This is a genomic window from Serratia sp. AKBS12, from assembly GCF_024793895.1.
Classification (GTDB): domain Bacteria; phylum Pseudomonadota; class Gammaproteobacteria; order Enterobacterales; family Enterobacteriaceae; genus Serratia_F.
On record NZ_JANUSB010000015.1, the window covers coordinates 1,119,005 to 1,139,602 of the forward strand.

Annotated in this window: 21 protein-coding genes, 1 pseudogene and 1 other annotated feature; of the genes and pseudogenes, 8 read left to right on the forward strand and 14 right to left on the reverse strand. The window is 56.5% G+C overall.

Features of this window, described 5'->3' with window-relative positions; translation table 11 throughout:
- Positions 1–25: 25 nt before the first annotated feature.
- Complete coding sequence (locus NYE85_RS15175) at positions 26–1,498, reverse strand: MFS transporter (protein ID WP_259005572.1); 1,473 nt, start codon at positions 1,496–1,498, stop codon at positions 26–28.
- Between the two features lie 128 nt (positions 1,499–1,626).
- On the opposite strand from NYE85_RS15175, the gene NYE85_RS15180 reads away from it, so the two are divergent.
- Positions 1,627–2,178 carry a TetR/AcrR family transcriptional regulator gene (locus tag NYE85_RS15180; protein WP_259005573.1) on the forward strand — a complete coding sequence of 184 codons (552 nt, stop codon included), beginning with the start codon at positions 1,627–1,629 and terminating at the stop codon, positions 2,176–2,178.
- A gap of 125 nt (positions 2,179–2,303) precedes the next feature.
- On the opposite strand, the gene NYE85_RS15185 is transcribed toward NYE85_RS15180, so the two are convergent.
- The gene (locus NYE85_RS15185; protein ID WP_259005574.1) at positions 2,304–2,600 is read right to left on the reverse strand and encodes a YciI family protein; all 297 of its coding nucleotides are present in this window, start codon (positions 2,598–2,600) and stop codon (positions 2,304–2,306) included.
- Between the two features lie 167 nt (positions 2,601–2,767).
- Between NYE85_RS15185 and NYE85_RS15190 the strand changes: the two genes are divergently transcribed.
- Both NYE85_RS15190 and tonB read left to right on the forward strand, forming a co-directional pair.
- Positions 2,768–3,421: an epoxyqueuosine reductase QueH gene (locus NYE85_RS15190; RefSeq protein WP_259005575.1), complete on the forward strand. Its 654-nt coding sequence runs from the start codon at positions 2,768–2,770 to the stop codon at positions 3,419–3,421.
- A 240-nt stretch (positions 3,422–3,661) separates the two neighbouring features.
- Positions 3,662–4,414 (forward strand): TonB system transport protein TonB, encoded by a 753-nt coding sequence (tonB, locus tag NYE85_RS15195; RefSeq protein ID WP_259005576.1) that lies wholly within the window; start codon positions 3,662–3,664, stop codon positions 4,412–4,414.
- 67 nt (positions 4,415–4,481) lie between these two features.
- Here the strand turns inward: tonB and yciA are convergent, their stop codons facing one another.
- The 4 genes from yciA to NYE85_RS15215 all read right to left on the reverse strand — a co-directional run bounded on the left by yciA (position 4,482) and on the right by NYE85_RS15215 (position 7,154).
- Positions 4,482–4,910, reverse strand: a complete 429-nt coding sequence (gene yciA, locus NYE85_RS15200) for an acyl-CoA thioester hydrolase YciA (protein ID WP_039992056.1) — start codon at positions 4,908–4,910, stop codon at positions 4,482–4,484.
- Positions 4,911–4,985: 75 nt separating this feature from the next.
- On the reverse strand, positions 4,986–5,525 hold the full coding sequence (locus tag NYE85_RS15205) for a septation protein A (protein ID WP_102991013.1): 540 nt from the start codon (positions 5,523–5,525) through the stop codon (positions 4,986–4,988).
- 403 nt (positions 5,526–5,928) lie between these two features.
- Positions 5,929–6,681, reverse strand: a complete 753-nt coding sequence (locus NYE85_RS15210) for a YciC family protein (protein ID WP_259005577.1) — start codon at positions 6,679–6,681, stop codon at positions 5,929–5,931.
- A gap of 32 nt (positions 6,682–6,713) precedes the next feature.
- Positions 6,714–7,154 (reverse strand): YkgJ family cysteine cluster protein, encoded by a 441-nt coding sequence (locus NYE85_RS15215; RefSeq protein ID WP_259005578.1) that lies wholly within the window; start codon positions 7,152–7,154, stop codon positions 6,714–6,716.
- A gap of 285 nt (positions 7,155–7,439) precedes the next feature.
- Here NYE85_RS15215 and ompW point away from each other — a divergent pair, with 285 nt between their 5' ends.
- The gene (gene ompW / locus NYE85_RS15220; RefSeq protein ID WP_088499705.1) at positions 7,440–8,084 is read left to right on the forward strand and encodes an outer membrane protein OmpW; all 645 of its coding nucleotides are present in this window, start codon (positions 7,440–7,442) and stop codon (positions 8,082–8,084) included.
- Between the two features lie 52 nt (positions 8,085–8,136).
- Here the strand turns inward: ompW and NYE85_RS15225 are convergent, their stop codons facing one another.
- The 6 genes and pseudogenes from NYE85_RS15225 to NYE85_RS15250 form a co-directional block, all read right to left on the reverse strand.
- A complete protein-coding gene (locus NYE85_RS15225; RefSeq protein ID WP_004962417.1) occupies positions 8,137–8,451 on the reverse strand; it encodes a BON domain-containing protein in 315 nt (104 codons plus the stop codon).
- A gap of 101 nt (positions 8,452–8,552) precedes the next feature.
- Complete coding sequence (gene trpA, locus NYE85_RS15230; RefSeq protein WP_259005579.1) at positions 8,553–9,359, reverse strand: tryptophan synthase subunit alpha; 807 nt, start codon at positions 9,357–9,359, stop codon at positions 8,553–8,555.
- Positions 9,359–10,552 (reverse strand): tryptophan synthase subunit beta, encoded by a 1,194-nt coding sequence (gene trpB, locus NYE85_RS15235; RefSeq protein ID WP_259006339.1) that lies wholly within the window; start codon positions 10,550–10,552, stop codon positions 9,359–9,361. Before trpB ends, trpA begins: the two co-directional genes overlap by 1 nt.
- Before the next feature lie 34 nt (positions 10,553–10,586).
- Entirely contained in the window at positions 10,587–11,948 is a 1,362-nt protein-coding gene (gene trpCF / locus NYE85_RS15240; RefSeq protein WP_259006340.1) for a bifunctional indole-3-glycerol-phosphate synthase TrpC/phosphoribosylanthranilate isomerase TrpF, read from the reverse strand.
- A gap of 3 nt (positions 11,949–11,951) precedes the next feature.
- Positions 11,952–13,547: pseudogene (gene trpD, locus NYE85_RS15245) on the reverse strand (bifunctional anthranilate synthase glutamate amidotransferase component TrpG/anthranilate phosphoribosyltransferase TrpD).
- Positions 13,547–15,103 carry an anthranilate synthase component 1 gene (locus NYE85_RS15250; RefSeq protein WP_259005580.1) on the reverse strand — a complete coding sequence of 519 codons (1,557 nt, stop codon included), beginning with the start codon at positions 15,101–15,103 and terminating at the stop codon, positions 13,547–13,549. The pseudogene trpD and the gene NYE85_RS15250 overlap by 1 nt, the downstream one beginning before the upstream one ends.
- Before the next feature lie 28 nt (positions 15,104–15,131).
- Positions 15,132–15,232 (reverse strand) — a sequence feature (Trp leader region).
- Between the two features lie 265 nt (positions 15,233–15,497).
- Here NYE85_RS15250 and NYE85_RS15255 point away from each other — a divergent pair.
- The 4 genes from NYE85_RS15255 to rluB all read left to right on the forward strand — a co-directional run bounded on the left by NYE85_RS15255 (position 15,498) and on the right by rluB (position 19,115).
- On the forward strand, positions 15,498–16,370 hold the full coding sequence (locus NYE85_RS15255; RefSeq protein WP_259005581.1) for an RNase RNM: 873 nt from the start codon (positions 15,498–15,500) through the stop codon (positions 16,368–16,370).
- A 72-nt stretch (positions 16,371–16,442) separates the two neighbouring features.
- Positions 16,443–17,063 (forward strand): L-threonylcarbamoyladenylate synthase, encoded by a 621-nt coding sequence (locus NYE85_RS15260; RefSeq protein WP_259005582.1) that lies wholly within the window; start codon positions 16,443–16,445, stop codon positions 17,061–17,063.
- A 112-nt stretch (positions 17,064–17,175) separates the two neighbouring features.
- A complete protein-coding gene (locus NYE85_RS15265) occupies positions 17,176–17,535 on the forward strand; it encodes a Rap1a/Tai family immunity protein (RefSeq protein ID WP_259005585.1) in 360 nt (119 codons plus the stop codon).
- A gap of 686 nt (positions 17,536–18,221) precedes the next feature.
- Positions 18,222–19,115, forward strand: a complete 894-nt coding sequence (rluB, locus tag NYE85_RS15270; RefSeq protein ID WP_259005586.1) for a 23S rRNA pseudouridine(2605) synthase RluB — start codon at positions 18,222–18,224, stop codon at positions 19,113–19,115.
- A gap of 38 nt (positions 19,116–19,153) precedes the next feature.
- On the opposite strand, the gene cobO is transcribed toward rluB, so the two are convergent.
- Positions 19,154–19,744, reverse strand: coding sequence for a cob(I)yrinic acid a,c-diamide adenosyltransferase (gene cobO / locus NYE85_RS15275; protein ID WP_259005587.1), 591 nt, complete (start codon positions 19,742–19,744; stop codon positions 19,154–19,156).
- Between the two features lie 12 nt (positions 19,745–19,756).
- Positions 19,757–20,518, reverse strand: coding sequence for a YciK family oxidoreductase (locus NYE85_RS15280; protein ID WP_259005588.1), 762 nt, complete (start codon positions 20,516–20,518; stop codon positions 19,757–19,759).
- Positions 20,519–20,598: the final 80 nt, after the last annotated feature.

The window sequence follows — 20,598 nt, forward strand, 5'->3', positions numbered from 1 at the left end:
GGGGACTGTTTTGTTGTTTGCCGATTCATTTGCGCATGATGTAGCTGAGTGCTGCGCATCCCAGAGCCATCAGCAGCGCGGCCGCCGTCAACACGGCAACAAAGGCCCTATCGAAGGCGGCACGCGCCAGGCCGAGCAGTTGAGCGGCCTGTTCCGTGCTCATTGCCCATGCCAGACGCAGTGCTTCATCCAGACTGTCATACGCCAGACGGGAGACCGGCATATCGGTCGGTAGATGCAAACTGTGGCTATAGATTGCCGTCATTAGTCCCCCCAGCAACGTCACACCCAATACGCCGCCCAATTCGTAGGCAACGTCTTCAATCGACGCCGCCATGCCGGACTTTTCTTCCGGGGCGTTGAGCATGATGGCGGTTGACGCGGCGGTAATTGCGCCCCCGAGACCAAAACCGGCAACAAACAGCCATGTCAGTTGCCACAGCGGCGAGGACTGGTGGCACCACACCAGGCCGACAAAGGCGACGGTAGTCAGCGCACAGCCGCTCAGAATCAGGCGTGATTCTCCAAAGCGCGGCAGTAGCAGGCCCGCCAGCGGACCGGCCAACGCCGATGCCAGTGGGATTGGCAAAATAAACAGCCCGGCCTGCAATGGGGTCAGGCCGTTGACCAACTGCAAACGTTGGCTTAGCACCAGTTCGACGCCGACCAAGGCTACCATTGACAGAATGGCCACGGATACGCCGCCGGCGAACAACCGGTTATGAAACAGCGTGAAGTCGATCATTGGAAATTCGGCACGTCGTTGACGTCGCACGAACAGCGTCAGGAACACTATGCCCAGCGCGCCGGCACAAACCAGAGCGACCAGAGACGGTTGGCTTTTACTGAGCTCTTTCAGCGCGTAAATGGTGCCAACCAGACCGATCATGATTTGCAGGGAGCCGATGATGTCATAGGGGCGTTTATTATCCCCACCGCAGTGCGGAATCAGCCACCAGGCGAAGGGTAATACCGCTAAGACCACCGGTACGTTGATCAGGAACACCGAACCCCACCAGAAATACTCCAGCAACATGCCGCCAACCACCGGACCGACCGCCGCACCGCCCGACGCCACCGCAGCCCAGATGCCGATTGCCAGGGCGCGTTCCCGCGGTTGGCAAAACACATGGCGTACGATAGATAAAGTGGCGGGCATCATCATTGCCGCACCAACGGCCAAAAAGGCGCGGGCTGCGATCAACCACTCGGCGCTGATGGAAAAGGCGGCGCATAGAGAGGCGAGGGCGAATACCGGCAACCCGGCGATAAACATTTTTTTATGGCCAATACGGTCGCTGAGCATGCCGGCGCCCGGCAGCAGGCCGGCCACCACCAACGGATAAGCATTTACGATCCATAATTTTTCTGACGCGCTGGCGTCGAGCGCCTGTGTCAAACGTGGCAAGGCGGTATACAGCACCGTCATGTCGATGATGATCAAAAAAAGTGCGGTGGAGACCATCGCCAGGATCAACCAGCGATTATTTGCATGCATAATAACGTCCTAATAGCAGGAGACAGCGCGAACCCTATCGTCGCTGGGCGCTGAGCCATGGCCATCGGCCACGGTTAACGATTATAATATAAATCCATACGTATGTATTGAAAAGAGGGTATTCCCTAATGGGACGTCAACGAAGCATCGATCGCGACCGGGTGTTGGATGCCGCCGAAGAGATCGTGGCCACTCAGGGAGCGGCAGGACTGACCATCGATTCCGTTGCCAAAGCAATGGGGATTTCCAAAGGGGGCGTACAGTATTGTTTTGGCAATAAGGATGCGCTGATTGATGCGATGTTTGAACGTTGGGGCAAGGCGTATGATGCGGTTTTCGCTCAGATAGCCGGTAGCGATCCTTCGCCGCTAACCAGGGTGCAGGCGCATATGCAGGCGACATGCAGCTCCGATCAGGCCTCGAGCGCCAAAGCCGCCGGGCTGATGGCTACGCTGATACAAACGCCGCAACATCTTGACAGCACTCGCGAATGGTATCGTGGGCGCATTGAACAACTGGATGTCACCAGTGAGCAGGGCAAGCGTGCCCGCCTGGCTTTCCTGGCCACTGAAGGGGCGTTTATGCTGCGATTTTTTGGCCTGATGGAGATCGATCAGCAACAGTGGGAGGCGATGTTTGCCGATATGCAACGCTACCTCCTTGCCGCTAAGGAAGAATAACCAACGTTACCCTATGCCTATCGCACTGATAGCTGGCGAGAGAAATGGCTGACGGTTAAGGTAATCGGACAAAATATTCCCTCGAAGACCTTGGCCAGCGACCTCCGCGCTGGCTTTTTTTGTGCTCAGAATACCTGTTTGAACGGTTTGACTACCACCTCGCCATACACGCCTGCGGCGACGTAGGGATCTTGCTGGGCCCAGGCCTGAGCCGCTGCCAGAGAGGCAAATTCGGCGATCACCGTTGAACCGGTGAAACCCGCAGTACCGGGATCGTTGCTGTCGATAGCCGGGTTGGGGCCGGCTACCAGCAAACGGCCTTCGTCACGTAGGGCCTGCAGTCGGGCAAGATGGGCCGGGCGAACCGACAGGCGGTTTTCCAGCGAGCCTGGTACGTCTTGTGCATAGATCAGATAAAGCATTTTTCACCTTTAAAATCATTGCCATACAACGGTAAAAACAAAGTAGCGCAAAATGGGCATCAAGGAAACCGTTTTTGCCGTGGCCGGCGCTTATGCCTTGAAGCGACTACCCTTTATTCGTATAGTGCCGAGCGCATGATGGACACCATAAATCAAAGGGTAGCGAAATGACGGAACTGGTCAGAGAACAACTTCATCTGCCGGAAGGCAAGCGCAAATTGCTGCTGCATTCCTGCTGCGCGCCATGCTCTGGCGAAGTGATGGAAGCGATACAGGCATCCGGCATCGATTACGCCATTTTCTTTTATAACCCGAACATTCATCCGCAAAAAGAGTATCTGCTGCGCAAAGAGGAAAATATTCGTTTCGCTCGGGAGCATGGGGTGCCAATTATTGACGCTGACTATGATACCGACAATTGGTTTGCCCGTGCGAAGGGCATGGAAAACGAACCTGAGCGCGGTATCCGCTGCACCATGTGCTTTGACATGCGCTTTGAGCGCACGGCGCTGTATGCCCATGAACACGGTTATGACACCATTTCCAGTTCGCTCGGCATATCCCGCTGGAAGAATATGCAGCAAATCACCGACTGCGGTATTCGCGCGGCCGCGCCGTATCCCGAGCTGGTGTATTGGGACTATAACTGGCGTAAAAAGGGCGGCGCTTCACGAATGATCGAGATCAGCAAACGCGAGCGCTTTTATCAACAGGAATACTGCGGCTGCGTTTATTCCCTGCGTGATACCAACCTGCACCGCAAAGCGCAGGGACGGCCATTGATCAAACTTGGCGTGTTGTATTACGGCGATGATGAATAAGCCGAACGCCCTGACAGAACAACCCGCTGCGGCGGGTTTTTTATCGTGTTGAATCGGTACCATCAAGGTTAAAAATTGGTGTATTGGTGGCAATAAAAGCGCATGGAAAGTTAATGTTTTTGGGGCTCGTAGCAGCTAAAACGACGAAACATGCCGATTGAAGCGATAGTTTGTCTTTCGTTATTGAATATGATTGCTATTTGCATTTAAACTTGGCGAACCAGAGGAAACAGAATCATTATGCCGCTAAAAAAGATGTTCCTTATTCGCCGTTTGTCAGTGCCGATTGTCCTCTCCGTTGGCTTGCACAGTGCCTTGGTTGCCGCGTTGCTCTATGCGTCCGTCAAGGAAATGATGGATTTGCCGAAACCGGAGGACGCGCCTATCAGCGTCATGATGGTCGATACCGCCGCCTTGGCCGAGCCTCCGCCGCCGGCTCCAGCACAGTCGGAGCCGGAGCCAGAAGTACAGCCGGAGCCGGAGCCGGAGCCAGAACCGATTCCTGAGCCGCCTCCGGTACCCAAGGCAATTCCAAAACCAGAGCCGGTGAAGCCGAAACCGAAGCCAAAGCCCAAGCCGAAGATCGAAAAACCATTGAAGCGCGAACCGAAGAAGGCTGAGCCGCGTGAACCGTCGCCGTTTGAAAACGATGCGCCGACAAAACCGGTTGCCAAAGCGCCGGTGAAACAGGCTCCAACCGCACCGGTGACCGGTAATTCGCACAATCAGGGGCCAAAGCCGCTGAACCGCGTTGCTCCGTTATACCCGGCGCGTGCGCAAGCGTTACAGATTGAAGGGCGAGTCAGAGTGCAGTTTGACGTAGATAGCGATGGTCGCCTCAGCAACGTGCGCATCTTGTCCGCGCAACCGCGCAACATGTTTGAGCGGGAAGTGAAGCAGGCGATGCGCAGATGGCGCTATGAAGCCAAAGAGGGCAAGGATCTTATCGTCAACATTCAGTTCAAACTGGATGGCAGCGCTTCACTGGACTGATACTTACTCGGCTGCAAATGAAAAGGGTCGCGATTATCGCGACCCTTTTTACTGTCTGGCAGTCAGGCTATTCGGCAAAACCGACGCGGAAGTTGCGCTTGCCGTCAGGTAACGCGCGCGAGTTGCCCTCGTCATCGACCGCAACATAGGTAAATACCGCTTCGGTAGCGCGATAGCGTTGACCGATCGGTGCGGAAGAAACCTTCTTTACCCATACTTCGACGTTAATGGTAATGGAACTGCGACCGGTGCGGATGCATTGCGCGTAGCAACATACTACGTCACCGACGGCAACGGGCTTTAGAAAAGTCATGCCGTCAACGCGTACCGTGACCACACGGCCCTCGGCAATCTCTTTCGCCTGAATGGCACCGCCGATATCCATCTGCGACATCAGCCAGCCGCCAAAAATATCGCCGTTGGCGTTGGTATCTGCCGGCATCGCCAGCGTGCGCAGTACCAGTTCTCCACTGGGTAAAGGTCGTTGTTGTGTCATAGCTGTCTGCTTTTTGAGAAATGGATCACATTATACTGCCCGCGGCAACGGCAACGGGCATTAACAAATTTGTAACTATTTTTTCTGTTCTTCGGGCATGTGCTTATAAATATAGACGCCGCTCAGCAAGGTGAACACCAGCGTCAATGCGGTCAGGCCAAACACTTTGAAATTGACCCAGACGCTTTGCGGCAGCCAAAAGGCGACGTAAATATTGGCCAGACCGCAGGCCAGGAAGAACAGCGCCCAAGCCAGATTGAGGCTGTTCCACACCCCTTGCGGCAGCGTCAGTTCTTTACCCAGCATGCGCTGGATCAGCGGTTTCTTCAGCACCAGTTGACTGACCAGTAATGCCAGTGCGAACAGCGCGTAAATGACTGTGACCTTCCATTTAATAAACAAATCATTATGGAAAACCAGGGTTAAAGTGCCAAATACCGCCACCATGACGAAGGTGATCAGCGTCATTTTCTCGACCTTGCGGTATTTAACCCAGGTGAAGACCAGCGCCAGTGCGGTGGCGACGATCAGCGCACCGGAAGCGACATAAATATCGTAGAGCTTGTAAAAAGCAAAAAAAACAATCAGCGGGAGGAAATCAAGAAACTGCTTCATAAATCAATCCATCATCTATTCATCGGTCGACTATACCGGATTCGGCCAGATCTGTGTACCGCGGCAAGCTGTCGATTATCGGCGTTTGGCGGCAGAATTTCTGCCGGTTTGGCAAGAATTTGCATGAATTTACCTAGCGTCGTCGCTGATACTGTGGGCCGCACGATATACCCAATAATAATCAGATCGTGCCGCGTGGCAACGTCGGCTAACGCAGGGCCGTTTTCTGGGCGCTGCTTCAACACCGATGGCTGTCGCTACCAATGGCAAAGTGGCGGCGCAAACTGTGGCAGGAGAACTCGCCGAGGGGCAGACGCTCTGGTGTTGACGTTGGTATTGCTTCGGGCGGCAATACAATAAAAAGGGCACGCCGTGGCGTGCCCTTGTGCAAGTCTGTTGTTTATCAGCCGCGTAGCAGCATATACAAACGGAACAGGTAAATCAGCAACAGCGCAGAAACCAGGTTGCTCAGCGCGGTCAGCACCACGCTGGCGACGTTCGGGGTCAGCACCGACAGATGACTGACCAGGAACAGCACCAGCAATTTGGCCGCCAGCCACAGCATCATCGCCGGCACGATCACCCGTGCATTGGCGAAGGCCAGCTTGGCGCTCAGTTTCAACGAGGCGAACACGCCTTTCTTGTCGGCAGAGCTTATCACCGGCGCCAAAGAAAATGCGATGGCCAGAATCACCCCGGGCACCACGAACAGCGTCAGGCCGAGCTGGATCACCAGGGTGCAGATGAACAGCAGCAACAACAGTCGCGGCAATTCCGGCGCTGCCGCGCCGATGGCACGCAGTGCACTGACCGGCTGGCCTTGTGACACCAGACGAATCAGCGTCAGCATACCGCCGACCAACAGCACGTTGCCGACCAGTGCCGAGAAGGTGGCGGCAGCCGACACTTTCAGCAACACCATTTGCTGTTCAGGCGTCATTTGCTGAATGATGTCCTGAATACCCATCCCTGCGGATGTAGCAAAATCGCTTTCCGTTGCGGTCAAAATCTTCAACTGCTCGGCATCAGGGCTGAAAACCTGATTAAGCAATACCGAAATGAATGCGGTCAGCAGAGCCATCAGCAAGATGCTGGCCAGCTGATTACGGAAAAAGTTAAAACTGTCACGGTACAATGTGTTAGCCGTGATAGGCATGCAGACTCCTTGGCGTCGAGAACAGAGACAAATCAGTGGGCGATTGTACCCTGTTCCGGCTCACTGTGGCACCCCGCAAGTGACATGACGCTGATTTCTTCGACGATTGTCGTTGGCGGCAATGATAACGGCATGACAACCGGCAGCGGCGGCAGGCCATAACGTGCGCGAGCCCGATCGCAGGCTTCGTTGCGAATACCGTTTTCTCCGGATTGATCGAACTCCCGACACGGCGAAGGTCGATTAAGATAAATGGAACAGGACACTGCGTTACCGATCTCGCCTTCCAGCGCGGTACAGCGTGGGGACTTGCTATTGGTCCCCTGCATACAACGCAGAAACGGGGTTAACGGCTCGGTAAGGTGTGAAGGGACGATGCCGCCGCCGTCATCGGCTTCAGCCCAGTAGAATGACACTCGAAAATAGGCGCAGCAGGCGCCACAACTGACACAGGGATTGAGTATTTCGCTCATCTTGATTGCCCACCGACTCCTTACGGCCACCAACCAAAACCAACATGAAGCGAAGAAACTACCCAGTCGCCCGATCTTTGGCAACTGAAATTTTGCGTTTCACACCGCTGGCGGCTCACGGCGTTTTTTGATTCAGATCAATTCTTGATTTATTAACCAGTTAAGTAACCTTGTTTTTGGTAGGAATTAATTTATTTACACATAAGATGTGATCTCGATTGGATCATAAATACCCTGAAGTAGGTATATTCATCGAGTCTGTAAACCACACTAATGGAATGGATAATGAAAAAGACAACTCTGGTGGTATTGGCGGCCATGATGGCCCCGATGGTGGCAAGTGCACATCAAGCGGGTGATTTCCTGTTCCGTGCGGGTACCGCAACGGTGCGTCCGACAACCGGCTCGGATGACGTGCTGGGGCAGGGATCGTTCAAGGCGGATAATAATACTCAGCTCGGCCTGACCTTCGGTTATATGGCCACCGACAATATCGGTATCGAGCTGCTGGCAGCCACGCCGTTTCGGCATAAGGTGTCGCTGAACGGCAAAGCCGTCAATGGTGACATTGCAACGGTGCATCAACTGCCGCCAACCTTGATGGCGCAATACTATTTTGGTGACAGGCAGGACAAACTGCGGCCATATCTGGGGGTCGGCGTCAACTACACCACGTTCTTTGACGAAAAGTTCAATGACAACGGCAAGGGTGCCGGGTTGAGTAACCTAAGCCTGAAAGACTCCTGGGGCGTGGCGGCGCAGGCCGGTCTGGACTACAACCTGGACGAGCACTGGATGTTGAACATGTCGGTGTGGTGGATGAATATCGAAACAAAAGTTCGCTTTGACGATGCCGCCGGTGAGCATCACAGCATCGATACGCGTCTGGATCCATGGGTGTTCATGTTCGGTGCCGGTTACCGCTTCTGATTTGTGCCATGCTTGAAGCAGGGGGGCCGTCCGGCTCCCCCTGTTTGCATAGTTACTTGACTTGCATCACGTTTTCCACCGATTTCACGCCGGCAACGCCGCGCGTAACCTGTACCGCGCGGTTGGCATCGGCACTGGAGCTGACGAAGCCGCTCAGCTGCACGCGTCCCTTGAAGGTTTCTACGCTGATTTCTGTCGACTTGATCGATTTGTCCGCCAGCAGCGCTGATTTTACTTTTGTCGTCACAACCGTGTCATCAATATACCCGCCAGTTCCTTCAGAGGTTGCCGTCGGCGCACAGGCGCTTACCGCCATTGCCATCACCGCCGCCGCACACAGGGCTGAAAGGGTTTTGAATAGCTTCATAAATTACTCTCCATGCAATGTTATTTTTTTTGAAACTACGGACAGGATCTATTGTGTGACAAGACGCGCATGAGTTCAAATGCGCGCCGTGTTTTTTGTGCCTAGCTGCGGGTAGCGGCCTTCATTTCGCTGACGAACGCGCCCAGCCTGGCGAGCATCTCGGCCGGTTGTTGCTGGTGCTGTTCAATGATTTTTACTATCGCCGAACCGGAAATCGCGCCGGCGGCACCGGCCTGTAATGCATCGCGCACCTGTGACGGTTCGGAAATGCCGAACCCCTGCAACGGCGGCGCGGCGTGGTATTCACGCAGCGTGTTGACCAAATGGTGCAGCGGCAACTGGGCGCGGCTTTCGGTGCCGGTCACCCCGGCACGCGACAGCAGATAGGTATAACCGCGGCCGTGTGAGGAAATTTCGCGTAGCAGGTCGTCACTGGCGTTCGGCGGGCAGATGAAGATTGGCGCGATATCATGGCGCAACGCCGCCGCGCGGAACGGTGCAGACTCTTCAAACGGCACGTCGGCGATCAGGACCGAATCGACGCCGACTTGCGCACAGCGCTGATAAAACGCGTCAATTCCTTTATGGAATACCAGGTTGGCGTACATCAGCAGACCAATCGGTATCTGCGGATGCTTTTGGCGAATGGTCGCCAGCATTTCGAAGCACTGGGTGGGCGTTACGCCGGCGGCAAATGCCCGCAGCGCGGCGTTTTGAATCGTCGGGCCATCGGCCAGCGGATCGGAAAACGGGATGCCCAGCTCCAACGCATCCGCGCCGTTTTCGATCAGGGTATCGATAATTTGCAGTGACAGCGCCGGATTGGGATCGCCCAGCGTGACGAAGGGTACGAAAGAGCCTTCCCGCTGGCTCTCCAGGCGCTTGAACAGTTGCTGGTAACGTTCCATCAGATTTCTCCCCGTGCTTTCAAAATATCGTGAACGGTAAATATGTCCTTGTCGCCGCGGCCGGACAGGTTAACCACCAGAATCTGCTCTTTTTGCGGCGTTTCACGGATCATTTTCAGCGCATGGGCCAGCGCATGAGAAGATTCCAGCGCCGGAATGATACCTTCATGGCGGGAGAGCGCCTTGAACGCATCGAGCGCTTCGTCATCGGTAATTGACACGTATTCCGCACGGCCGATGCTATTGAGATAGGCGTGCTGCGGCCCGACGGAAGGGAAATCCAGCCCGGCGGAAATCGAGTACGACTCTTCGATCTGCCCTTCGGCGGTTTGCATCATCGGCGCCTTCATGCCGAAATAGATGCCAACGTGGCCATGCTTCAGCGGCGCGCCATGCTGGCCGGTTTCGATCCCGAGGCCGGCCGGTTCCACGCCGATCAGCCCGACGCTGGTTTCGTCGATAAAGTCGGCGAACATGCCGATGGCATTGGAGCCGCCGCCGACGCAGGCCAGAACCGCATCGGGCAGGCGTCCTTCGCGTTCCAACACCTGTGCCTTGGTCTCTTCGCCGATCATCCGCTGGAATTCACGCACAATGGTTGGATACGGGTGCGGGCCGGCGGCGGTGCCGAGCATGTAGTGCGCTTTGTCGTAACTGCCGGACCAGTCGCGCAGCGCTTCGTTACAGGCGTCTTTCAGGGTAGAAGAACCGCTGTGTACCGGGATGACCTCTGCCCCCATCAGCCGCATGCGAAACACGTTTGGCGACTGGCGTTCGACGTCCTTTGCGCCCATGTACACGCGGCATTTCAAGCCTAGCAGGGCGCTGGCCAGCGCCGAAGCTACACCGTGCTGACCGGCGCCGGTTTCGGCAATAATTTCCTTTTTGCCCATTCGTTTGGCCAGCAGCGCCTGTCCCAGCACCTGGTTGGTTTTATGCGCGCCGCCGTGCAGCAAGTCTTCGCGCTTCAGATACAGCTTGGTGTTGGTGCCAGCGGTCAGATTCTTGCACAGCGTCAGCGCCGTTGGTCGCCCGGCATAGTTTTTCAGCAGATCGATAAATTCAGCCTGGAATTCTGGGTCGCGCTGGGCGCTGACGAAGGCTTCTTCCAATTGATTCAGGGCCGGCATCAGAATTTGCGGTACGTACATACCACCAAATTCACCGAAGTAGGGGTTAAGCAGCGTCATTATGTATCCCGTCAATTAACTTGGTTAAATATCGTCATCAGTAGGCACGCAGCGTCTGGAACACTGCGGCGATACGATCGGCATCCTTGATGCCAGGCGTACTTTCAACGCCGGAATTGAAGTCCAGGCCGGCACAGCCGAGCTGGGCAGCTTCGACGCAGTTGTCGGCGCTCAAGCCGCCGGCCAGCATCACATTATCGAGGTTTTCTCCGTGCAGCACACTCCAGTCGAAGCGTTGGCCGGTGCCGCCGGCGCCGTTGTCCAGCAGATAGCGATCAACATGTTGCAGCTCACGAGCCGGCACGCGGTCTTTTACGCTCAGCGCTTTCCAGATTTGACATGAGGACGGCAGTTTGGCGCGCAGCGTAGTGATGTATGGCTGATCTTCCGTGCCGTGCAACTGCACTGCCTTCAGGCCCAGGCGTTCAACGGTTTGCGCCACGGTATCTACCTGTGCATCGCAGAACACGCCGACATAGTCGAGCGGGGCGCCGGAAATCACTTCGCGCGCGCGGCTGATGTCCACATAGCGCGGTGAGCGGCCGACGAAAATCAATCCGCCATAGTTGGCACCGGCCCGATAGGCCGCCGCAGCGTCTTGCGCCCGCGTCAGACCGCAGACCTTGTTATCGCCAAGCAACACGCGGCGCACGGCGTTACGCAGATCGCTTTCCGACATTAGCGCGCTACCGATCAGAAAACCGTTGGCAAAGCGGCTGAGTTCGCGGATCTGGCCGTAATTGTTGATGCCGGATTCGCTGATTACCGTCACGCCGTGCGGCACCCGCGGTGCCAGCGTGCGAGTGCGATCCAGATCGATGCTCAGATCGCGCAGATCGCGATTATTGATGCCGACCACTTTGGCCTCCAGCGCAATCGCACGCTGTAATTCCTCTTCGCTGATCACTTCTGTCAGCACGCCCATGTCGAGGCTGTGCGCTACCGCCGCCAACTGGCGGTATTGATCGTCATCCAGCACCGACAGCATCAGCAGAATGGCATCGGCCTGATAATAGCGCGCCAGGTAGATTTGGTACGGATCGATGATAAAGTCTTTGCACAGTACTGGCTGGCTCACGGTTTTGCTGACCAGCGGCAAAAAGTCAAAGCTGCCCTGGAAGTATTTTTCATCAGTCAGTACCGAAATCGCCGACGCATAATCCCGGTAGACGCCGGCAATTTCCACCGGATCGAAGTTTTCGCGAATCAGCCCCTTGGAGGGCGACGCTTTCTTGCATTCAAGAATAAACGCCGTTCTGGTGCCCTGCAGCGCATGGTAGAAACTGCGTGTGCTGGGGGTGATGTCCTGCTGGAAGCTGACCAGCGGCTGTTGTTGCTGTCGTGCTGCGACCCATTGCGCCTTGTCACGAACAATCTTGTTGAGCACGGTTTCCTGCATCATTTATCCTCTTGCTGCCAGAGCGATCACACGCTCATAGGCCTGTCCGCTATGAATCATCTCCAATGCCTGCTGCGCATTATGGCGCAGGTCTTCCTGTCCGAATAACTTCAGCAGTAACGCCACGTTAGCCGCCACCGCAGCGGCGTGTGCCGGGTCACCTTTACCTTGTAACAACCGTGTCAGAATGTCACGGTTTTCTTCCGGCGAACCGCCCAGCAGCGATGCCAGCGGATAGCTGTCCAGACCGAAGGAAGCCGGCGTCAGACTGTAGCTGACAATTTCGCCGTTGTTCAGTTCGGCCACCTGGGTGGTGGTGTGGATGGCGACCTCGTCCATACCGCCGCCGTGCACCACCGCAGCGCGCTGATAACCCAGCACGCGCAGAGTTTCGGCAATCGGCAGCACCAGTTCCGGGCTGTAAACGCCAATTAGCGCCAGCGGCGGGCGTGCCGGGTTAATCAACGGGCCCAGCACGTTGAACACCGTACGGGTTTTCAACTGCTGGCGAACCGGCATCGCATGGCGGAACCCGGTGTGATACTGCGGCGCAAACAGGAAACATACGCCGAGTTCGTCCAGCGCCTTGCGCGCCTGCTCTGCCGGCAGATCCAGGCGAATGCCAAATGCCGCCAGCAGATCGGAAGAACCTGAACGGCTAGAGACGCTGCGATTGCCGTGTTTGGCGATCTTGGCACCGCAGGCCGCCGCCACAAATGCGCTGGCGGTGGAAATATTAATACTGTTGGTGCCGTCGCCGCCGGTGCCGACGATATCGGCAAATGCGTAGTCGGGCCGTGGGAACGGTTGGGCATCGGCCAATAACGCCTGCGCTGCGCCGGCGATCTCTGCCGGGCGTTCACCACGGATCTTCATGCTGATCAGAGCGGCGGCCAACTGGCTTGGCTCCAGCTCACCGCGCACGATGGCGCTGAATAACTGCTGGCTTTCCTGCTGGTCCATTGATTCTGAACGGTACAGCTTCTCAAGAATAGATTGCATCAATGTGTCCTCTGCTTACTTCGCCAGCGCCCAGGCCAGAGTTTGCTCCAGCAAACGTGCGCCCTGGGTGGTCAGAATAGATTCGGGGTGGAACTGGAAGCCGCATACGCGATCGGCCTCGTGCCGTACCGCCATTACCATATCGCCGAACTGGGCGTTGACGGTCAGTGCTGCCGGGATGTTGCTGCCGACCAGCGAGTGGTAGCGTGCCACCGGCAGCGGGTTGGCCATGTCGTTGAACATCGCCTCGCCGTCGTGGCTGATGGCAGACGCTTTGCCATGCAGGATCTCGCCGGCCTGACCGACATGGCCGCCATAGGCTTCGACAATCGCCTGGTGACCAAGGCAGATACCGATAATTGGCAACCGGCCGCGCAGGTGTTGCAGCAGTGTCGGCATACAGCCGGCGTCGGCCGGGGTTCCGGGACCGGGCGACAGCATCAGCACCGGCTGCGTCATCTGCTGTAAACGGTCAATGATCACCTCGGCAGCAACCTGATTACGGTAAACCACCACTTGATGGCCGCTGGAACGCAGTTGATCGACCAGGTTGTAGGTAAAGGAATCGACGTTGTCGAGCAGCAGAATATCGGCCATCAGAATACCTCCTTGGCATGATGCGCGGTGGCGATGGCACGCAGCACGGCACGGGCTTTGTTACGGGTTTCATCGGCTTCCGCCTGGGGTATGGAGTCCAGCACCACGCCGGCGCCGGCCTGTACGGTGGCAATGCCGTCTTCGACATAGGCCGAACGAATGACGATGCAGGTATCGAGATCGCCGGTGGCGGTGAAGTAACCCACCGCGCCGCCGTAGCTACCGCGACGACTGCCTTCGGAGGCGGCAATCAGTTGCATGGCGCGTACTTTGGGCGCACCGCTCAGCGTGCCCATATTCATGCAGGCCTGATAGGCGTGCAGCACGTCGAGATCGCTACGCAGGCTGCCGACCACCCGAGACACCAGATGCATGACGAAAGAATAGCGGTCGACTTTGGTCAGGTCGGCGACGTAACGGCTACCGGCGGTACAAATGCGTGCCAGATCGTTGCGCGCCAGGTCAACCAGCATCAGATGCTCCGCCAGCTCTTTATGGTCGGTGCGCATTTCCAGTTCAATGCGGCTGTCGAGATCCAGATCGAGCGAGCCGTCCTGACGCCGCCCGCGAGGACGGGTGCCGGCGATCGGGTAGATCTCGATCTGACGGTTGCTGGCGTCATATTTCAGCGCGCTTTCCGGCGAGGCGCCGAACAGCGTGAAGTCGTTGTCCTGCATGAAGAACATGTAAGGGCTTGGATTGCTGTCCTTCAACGTTTGGTAGGCTGCCAACGGTGCCGGGCACGGCAGCGAGAAGCGGCGCGACGGCACCACCTGGAATATTTCACCCTGACGGATAGCCTGTTGCATGTGGCTGACCACTGCGCTGTATTCTTCATCGCTCTGGTTGCAGCTCAACTGCATGTCTGCCAATGTCTGATGCGGGATTGGCTGCGGCGCCTGCTTCAGCTGTTGCTGAACCTGTTGCAGGCGCTGTTGCAGGCGTTGCCGTTCGGCATTGTCGCCGGTGAATACGCTGGCTTGCAGGCGGGCAACGCCATGCTGGTGGTCCAGTACCAGCAGCGTTTCCGCCAGGTAGAAGCAGAAATCAGGGCAACGCTGGTCGTGGCGCAGCTCAGGCAAATCTTCGAAACCGGCGACCAGATCGTAAGCAAACAAGCCGCCAAGCATCATGGCTTCACGCTCGTCTGCCGGTGAGTCCACCACCTTCAGCAGCGTACGCAATGCGTCGAACACCGACAATGAACGCAGACGGGCATCTTCGTCCTGTACCGCGTCAATACGCGGGAAGGTTAGCTCACGGCCATTTGGCCGCGCTTGATTATTCACTTCTGCCGGTAACGCTTCGTCCAGCAGCGGCAGCAGGGCCGCGCCATTGGCGGTCAGGGCTTGCATGCTGACCCGAGGGCCCAGCGCGGTGATGCGCAGCGCGCTGTCGATCACCAGTAGGCTCTGCAGGTTTTGCTTGCTGTTGATTTCCGCGGACTCCAACAGCAGGGTGGCTGGACGTGCGCCGCACAGCTGGTGAAAAATGGTGGTGGGATCGCCGCGATAACTGGCTTCGGCCTTCAGCAATGTCAGTTGTGGTTTGGTCATTATCGGTGGTTCCAGTTAAATTTTGTCCATAAAAAAGCCCGCGTAACGGCGGGCTTGGAGAATCTGCAGTGTCAGATGACAGGTATGCGATTACACCGCCCGCGAAAGGGAGGTACGCCACCAACGAAGAAGAGAAGTCTGTTTGCTCATTTTTATGCTCTCTCTGGTTATCATCCGACGGGATATTCAACACGGTCAATGCCGTGAACTTGTGTACTAGTTAACTGGTTCGCGGCGGTAATGTCAACCCTCTTTTTACACAATATGATAGCGCCATCGGGTATTTTTCCCTTCCACCGCCCGTGCAGCCCACCGGCGTAGGCGCAGAATAGATTTCCGTCCAACCGGCAATAGAGGCTATGATGACCGCCCAAGCCATAGCCGGATATTTCTTTTGACTGACAGTAACCCTCAGCCCTCCGCATTTACGCTGTACGACCTTCATAGCCATACCACCGCCTCTGACGGCTACCTGACGCCAACGCAACTGGTGCAAAGGGCGGTGGAGATGCGGGTAGGCGTATTGGCCATTACGGATCATGACACCACTGCCGGCCTGGCCGAGGCTGCTGCGGCCATCGCACAGCTGGCGCTACCGCTGCAATTGGTCAACGGCGTTGAAATCTCGACGCTGTGGGAAAATCACGAAATTCACATCGTCGGCTTGAACATTGATGTTACACACCCGGCAATGGTGCAATTGCTGGCCGAACAAAGTGAACGGCGCACGCTGCGCGCGCAGGAAATCGGCCTGCGGCTGGCCAAGGCACGCATCGACGGCGCCTATGAAGGTGCTCAGCGCCTGGCTGACGGCGGCGCGGTGACCCGTGGGCACTTTGCCCGTTATCTGGTGCAGAAAGGCGTAGCGGACAACATGGCGCAGGTATTCAAGAAATATCTGGCGAAAGGGAAAACCGGCTACGTTCCGCCGCAGTGGTGTACAATAAAACAAGCTATTGATGTGATTCATCAATCCGGTGGACAGGCGGTAATGGCTCACCCTGGGCGTTACGATCTGACGGCCAAGTGGCTGAAACGTTTGTTGGCACACTTTGCCGAACAGCACGGGGATGCGATGGAAGTCGCGCAATGCCAACAGGCGCCGAACGAGCGCACCCAATTGGCCGCCTATGCGCAGGATTTCCAACTACTGGCATCTCAGGGTTCGGACTTCCATCAGCCCTGTTCGTGGATTGAACTTGGCCGCAAGCTGTGGCTGCCAGGTGGCGTAGAGCCAGTCTGGCGCGATTGGCCACTGGCGCAGTAGCGATCCTGACGTAAGGCGTCGGGCGAACAACGTGGGCGGGGCCGTCCGCGAGTACCATTTTAGGAGCAATACATGAGCCAGCTTTTTTATATTCATCCAGATAACCCTCAGCCACGTTTGATTAATCAGGCCGTGGAATTACTGCGCAAGGGCGGGGTAATCGTCTACCCGACCGATTCAGGCTACGCGCTAGGCTGCAAGCTGGAAGAAAAAGCCGCAATGGAACGTATTTGTCGCATTCGTCAATTGGACGGCAATCATAATTTTACCTTGATGTGTCGCGATCTTTCCGAACTGTCTACCTATGCCTATGTGGATAACAGCGCGTTTCGCCTGATCAAAAACAACACGCCGGGCCATTACACCTTTATTCTCAAGGCGACCAAGGAAGTGCCGCGCCGCCTGATGAACGACAAGCGCAAGACCATCGGGTTACGTGTGCCGTCCAACCCGATCGCGCTGGCGTTGCTGGAAGAGCTCAACGAGCCGATGATGTCGACCACCTTGATGCTGCCGGGCAATGACTTTGCCGAATCCGATCCGGAAGAAATCAGCGATCATTTGGGCAAACAGGTCGATCTGGTGATTCATGGCGGGTTCCTGGGACAACAACCAACCACGGTGATCGATCTAACTGAATCTTCGCCGGAAGTGGTGCGTGAAGGGGCAGGCGATCCTACGCCATTTCGTTGAAAATCGCCGCCGTGCCATCAACAAATTCTGAAAAATAGCGCCCCACGGCGGCAAGCGCCGTGAAAAGCGCTATTCTACTAGGACAAAACTGATAACGGCAGGATGCGTGGCGATGATTAAACAGGCTTTTATGGCGGCGGTATTACTGGTTTCGTTTGCGGCAAACGCCGGTTTTTACTCCGGTAGTGCGTTGCTCTCCGAAAGTGAAGGTTACGTAAAAAACAAAAACGGTGCGGCAACCGTGGCACAAGCGCTGGATGGCGGCATGTTCATGGGGTATGTCGCCGGCGTATTTGATACTTACTCAATGCAGGGTAACCGCAATATTTGCCCCGATACCGGCATGAGTGTCGGTATGGCGTCGGATGCGGTGATGCAATATTTGAACGAACACCCAGAGCAACTTCATTATTCGGCACCTTCGGTGATCATGCTGGCACTGTCATCCGCTTTCCCGTGTCAACGGCACTGATGCCAGTGCATTTCGTGCCGATTGTGCCATTCGGCGCGATTCGCAAATTCCAGATTTTTATTCAATCACTTAGCTTGCCTGGCGCTGTCATTTTAACTCCGACATTCACCTCGAACCGTTCGAGCAAGGAGGGAATATGACAGCGTTTGTTCGTGACAATATCACGGGGATCATCAGCAATGCGGCAGTGGGCCAATGACGCTGCCGCTGTTGCCTGGCTGGTGCGAGCCTGCGCTAGCCTCTGAACGTTACCGGATTATCAGCCTGGACTGGCACTGTCATGAACGATCGCCGGATGACGTAACGTTGGCACTTGACGCTGTGGATTTGCTGGCGGATTTACACGCTCTGTGGTTAACGCTACGCGTCGACCGCTTGATTTGCCGGTTCCACCGGTGGTACTGCCGCCCTTGAAGCGCTCAGGTGACCGCCTTGCGCCGATATCTCGACCAGGTGCCACGGCCAGTCGCCAGGCCGGCTTCAGGTCGATTTATTAGAACCCTTTAGCTTAAAATTCGTGTAGTATGTCTGACCCCTGAGCATCGGGCGTGGCATCTGCCGTGACGCCCTTTGGCGTGCTTTTTTAAAAAATTCTTATAATCCGGCAGGTTAGCGATTTTTCAAGCTAACTTGTTGATGAAGCTATTATATACGACGCCTGTGAAGGCGACACTAGAGGTTGCTCAATGAGCGAAAAGTTACAGAAAGTTTTAGCGCGTGCCGGCCACGGTTCGCGCCGTGAAATCGAAACCATGATAGAAGCCGGGCGCGTCAGCGTTGACGGTAAAATCGCCAAGCTGGGCGATCGGGTTGAAGTTGTCCAGGGGATGAAAATCCGTTTGGACGGGCACGTTGTTTCGATCAAGGAATCTGAAGAAGCGGTTTGTCGCGTATTGGCCTACTACAAGCCAGAAGGTGAACTCTGCACGCGTAGCGATCCGGAAGGCCGCCCAACGGTGTTCGATCGTCTGCCTAAACTGCGTGGGTCACGCTGGGTCGCCGTTGGCCGCCTGGACGTAAACACCTCGGGCCTGCTGCTGTTCACCACCGACGGCGAGTTGGCCAACCGTTTGATGCACCCAAGCCGCGAAGTCGAGCGAGAATATGCGGTGCGTGTCTTCGGCCAGATTGACGACGACAAAGTAAAGCAGCTCAGCCGTGGCGTGCAGTTGGAAGATGGCCCGGCGGCGTTTCGCACCATCAGTTTTCAGGGCGGCGAAGGCCTCAATCAGTGGTATAACGTTACCCTGACCGAAGGACGCAACCGCGAAGTACGTCGCCTGTGGGAAGCGGTCGGCGTGCAGGTCAGCCGCCTGATCCGCGTCCGCTATGGCGACATCAACTTGCCGAAGGGCATTCCACGCGGCGGTTGGACCGAACTGGATCTGCCAGCCATCAACTACCTGCGTGAACTGGTCGACCTGCAACCGGAAACCGTCAGCAAACTGCCGGTGGAACGCGAGCGTCGCCGTGTCAAGGCGAACCAGATCCGCCGCGCGGTCAAGCGTCACAGCCAGGTATCATCCGGCCGTCGTAGCGCCTCGGGCGGCAAGCCGGGCAAACCAAGCAAGCGTAACTAAGCGCTGCCACGTAGCCGCAGGTGGCGGCTACGTGGATATCACCAATCAATTCCCTGCTGCGCTTTGATGCCGGCATCAAACGCATGTTTTACCGGGCGCATCTCGGTCACGGTATCTGCCAGTTCCAGCACATCTCGATGGCAACCACGCCCGGTAATAATCACCGTCTGATGGGTAGGGCGTTGCGCCAATGCCGTCAACAGTTCTTCCAGTGCCAGATAGCCATAGCTGACCATATAGGTCACTTCATCCAATAACACCAGATCCAGGGCGCTGTCGGCCAACATTCGCTTGCCGTGTTGCCATACCGCCTGGCAGGCGGCGCTGTCGGTGTCTCTGTTCTGCGTTTCCCAGGTAAAGCCGGTGGCCATCACCTGAAACTCCACGCCGTGTTGCTGGAGCAGATTTTTTTCGCCGTTTGGCCATTCGCCCTTGATGAACTGGATCACCCCGGCGCGCATGCCATGGCCGACCGCGCGCGTAACCGTGCCAAACGCGGCGGTGGTCTTGCCTTTACCGTTGCCGGTGAATACCAGCACTAAACCGCGTTCGTCCTGTGCACTGGCGATACGGGCGTCGACCTGTTCCTTCAGGCGCTGTTGCCGTTGCTGGTGGCGATCTTCGGCCATGTGGGCTTTCTCCTATTCGGCAGCGCCGGGTTTGCGATTGGGTTGGGCATCAAAGCTCATGCCGGTTTTACGGCGGCTGTCATCGCCCATTAAATATAGGTAAAGCGGCATGATATCGGCCGGAGTCTTGAGCTTGTTGCGATCCTCGTCTGGGAAGGCGTTTGCCCGCATGTTGGTGCGTGTTCCCCCCGGATTGATGCAATTTACCCGCAAGTTGCGACTTTTATATTCTTCCGCCAACACCTGCATCATGCCTTCGGTGGCGAATTTGGAAACCGCATAGGCGCCCCAGTTGGCGCGGCCCGTCCGACCGACGCTTGAGCTGGTGAACACCAGGGAACCGGCGCTGGATTTCAGCAACAGCGGCAGCAGTGCCTGAGTCAGCATAAAGGTGGCGTTGACGTTGACTTGCATCACCTCGTTCCACATCTTCATGTCAATGTCGGCCATCGGCACGATGTCGCCCAGCAGACCGGCGTTATGCAGCACACCGTCTAGGCGCGGCACCTGGGTCGCCAGCTCGTCAGCAAGCTGTTGGCACTGTTGTGGCGTGGCATGGAGCAGATCCAGCGTGATGGTATACGCCGGTCGACCGCCGAGGGCGGCTATTTCGTGTTGCACCGCCTGCAGTTTGCTTTCGGTACGTCCAAGCAGCACCAGCTGCGCGCCGAAACGGGCATAGGTCAGCGCGGCTTCTCGGCCGATGCCGTCACCGGCGCCGGTAACGAGAATGATGCGTTGGTCGAGCAGGTCGTGTTTGGGGTTGTAGTGCACAATAATTCCTCGCGCCGAGATTGCCTTCCCGCGTGGTTGGGGGAAATGCAGTAGGTGAGGAGGCCAGTCAAGGGGGAGCA

Coding starts and splice junctions, on each gene's coding strand:
- NYE85_RS15175 (WP_259005572.1), bottom strand. CDS start 1,498: ATGCATGCAAATAATCGCTGGTTGATCCTGGCGATGGTCTCCACCGCA.
- NYE85_RS15180 (WP_259005573.1), top strand. CDS start 1,627: ATGGGACGTCAACGAAGCATCGATCGCGACCGGGTGTTGGATGCCGCC.
- NYE85_RS15185 (WP_259005574.1), bottom strand. CDS start 2,600: ATGCTTTATCTGATCTATGCACAAGACGTACCAGGCTCGCTGGAAAAC.
- NYE85_RS15190 (WP_259005575.1), top strand. CDS start 2,768: ATGACGGAACTGGTCAGAGAACAACTTCATCTGCCGGAAGGCAAGCGC.
- tonB (WP_259005576.1), top strand. CDS start 3,662: ATGCCGCTAAAAAAGATGTTCCTTATTCGCCGTTTGTCAGTGCCGATT.
- yciA (WP_039992056.1), bottom strand. CDS start 4,910: ATGACACAACAACGACCTTTACCCAGTGGAGAACTGGTACTGCGCACG.
- NYE85_RS15205 (WP_102991013.1), bottom strand. CDS start 5,525: ATGAAGCAGTTTCTTGATTTCCTCCCGCTGATTGTTTTTTTTGCTTTT.
- NYE85_RS15210 (WP_259005577.1), bottom strand. CDS start 6,681: ATGCCTATCACGGCTAACACATTGTACCGTGACAGTTTTAACTTTTTC.
- NYE85_RS15215 (WP_259005578.1), bottom strand. CDS start 7,154: ATGAGCGAAATACTCAATCCCTGTGTCAGTTGTGGCGCCTGCTGCGCC.
- ompW (WP_088499705.1), top strand. CDS start 7,440: ATGAAAAAGACAACTCTGGTGGTATTGGCGGCCATGATGGCCCCGATG.
- NYE85_RS15225 (WP_004962417.1), bottom strand. CDS start 8,451: ATGAAGCTATTCAAAACCCTTTCAGCCCTGTGTGCGGCGGCGGTGATG.
- trpA (WP_259005579.1), bottom strand. CDS start 9,359: ATGGAACGTTACCAGCAACTGTTCAAGCGCCTGGAGAGCCAGCGGGAA.
- trpCF (WP_259006340.1), bottom strand. CDS start 11,948: ATGCAGGAAACCGTGCTCAACAAGATTGTTCGTGACAAGGCGCAATGG.
- NYE85_RS15250 (WP_259005580.1), bottom strand. CDS start 15,103: ATGACCAAACCACAACTGACATTGCTGAAGGCCGAAGCCAGTTATCGC.
- NYE85_RS15260 (WP_259005582.1), top strand. CDS start 16,443: ATGAGCCAGCTTTTTTATATTCATCCAGATAACCCTCAGCCACGTTTG.
- NYE85_RS15265 (WP_259005585.1), top strand. CDS start 17,176: ATGATTAAACAGGCTTTTATGGCGGCGGTATTACTGGTTTCGTTTGCG.
- rluB (WP_259005586.1), top strand. CDS start 18,222: ATGAGCGAAAAGTTACAGAAAGTTTTAGCGCGTGCCGGCCACGGTTCG.
- cobO (WP_259005587.1), bottom strand. CDS start 19,744: ATGGCCGAAGATCGCCACCAGCAACGGCAACAGCGCCTGAAGGAACAG.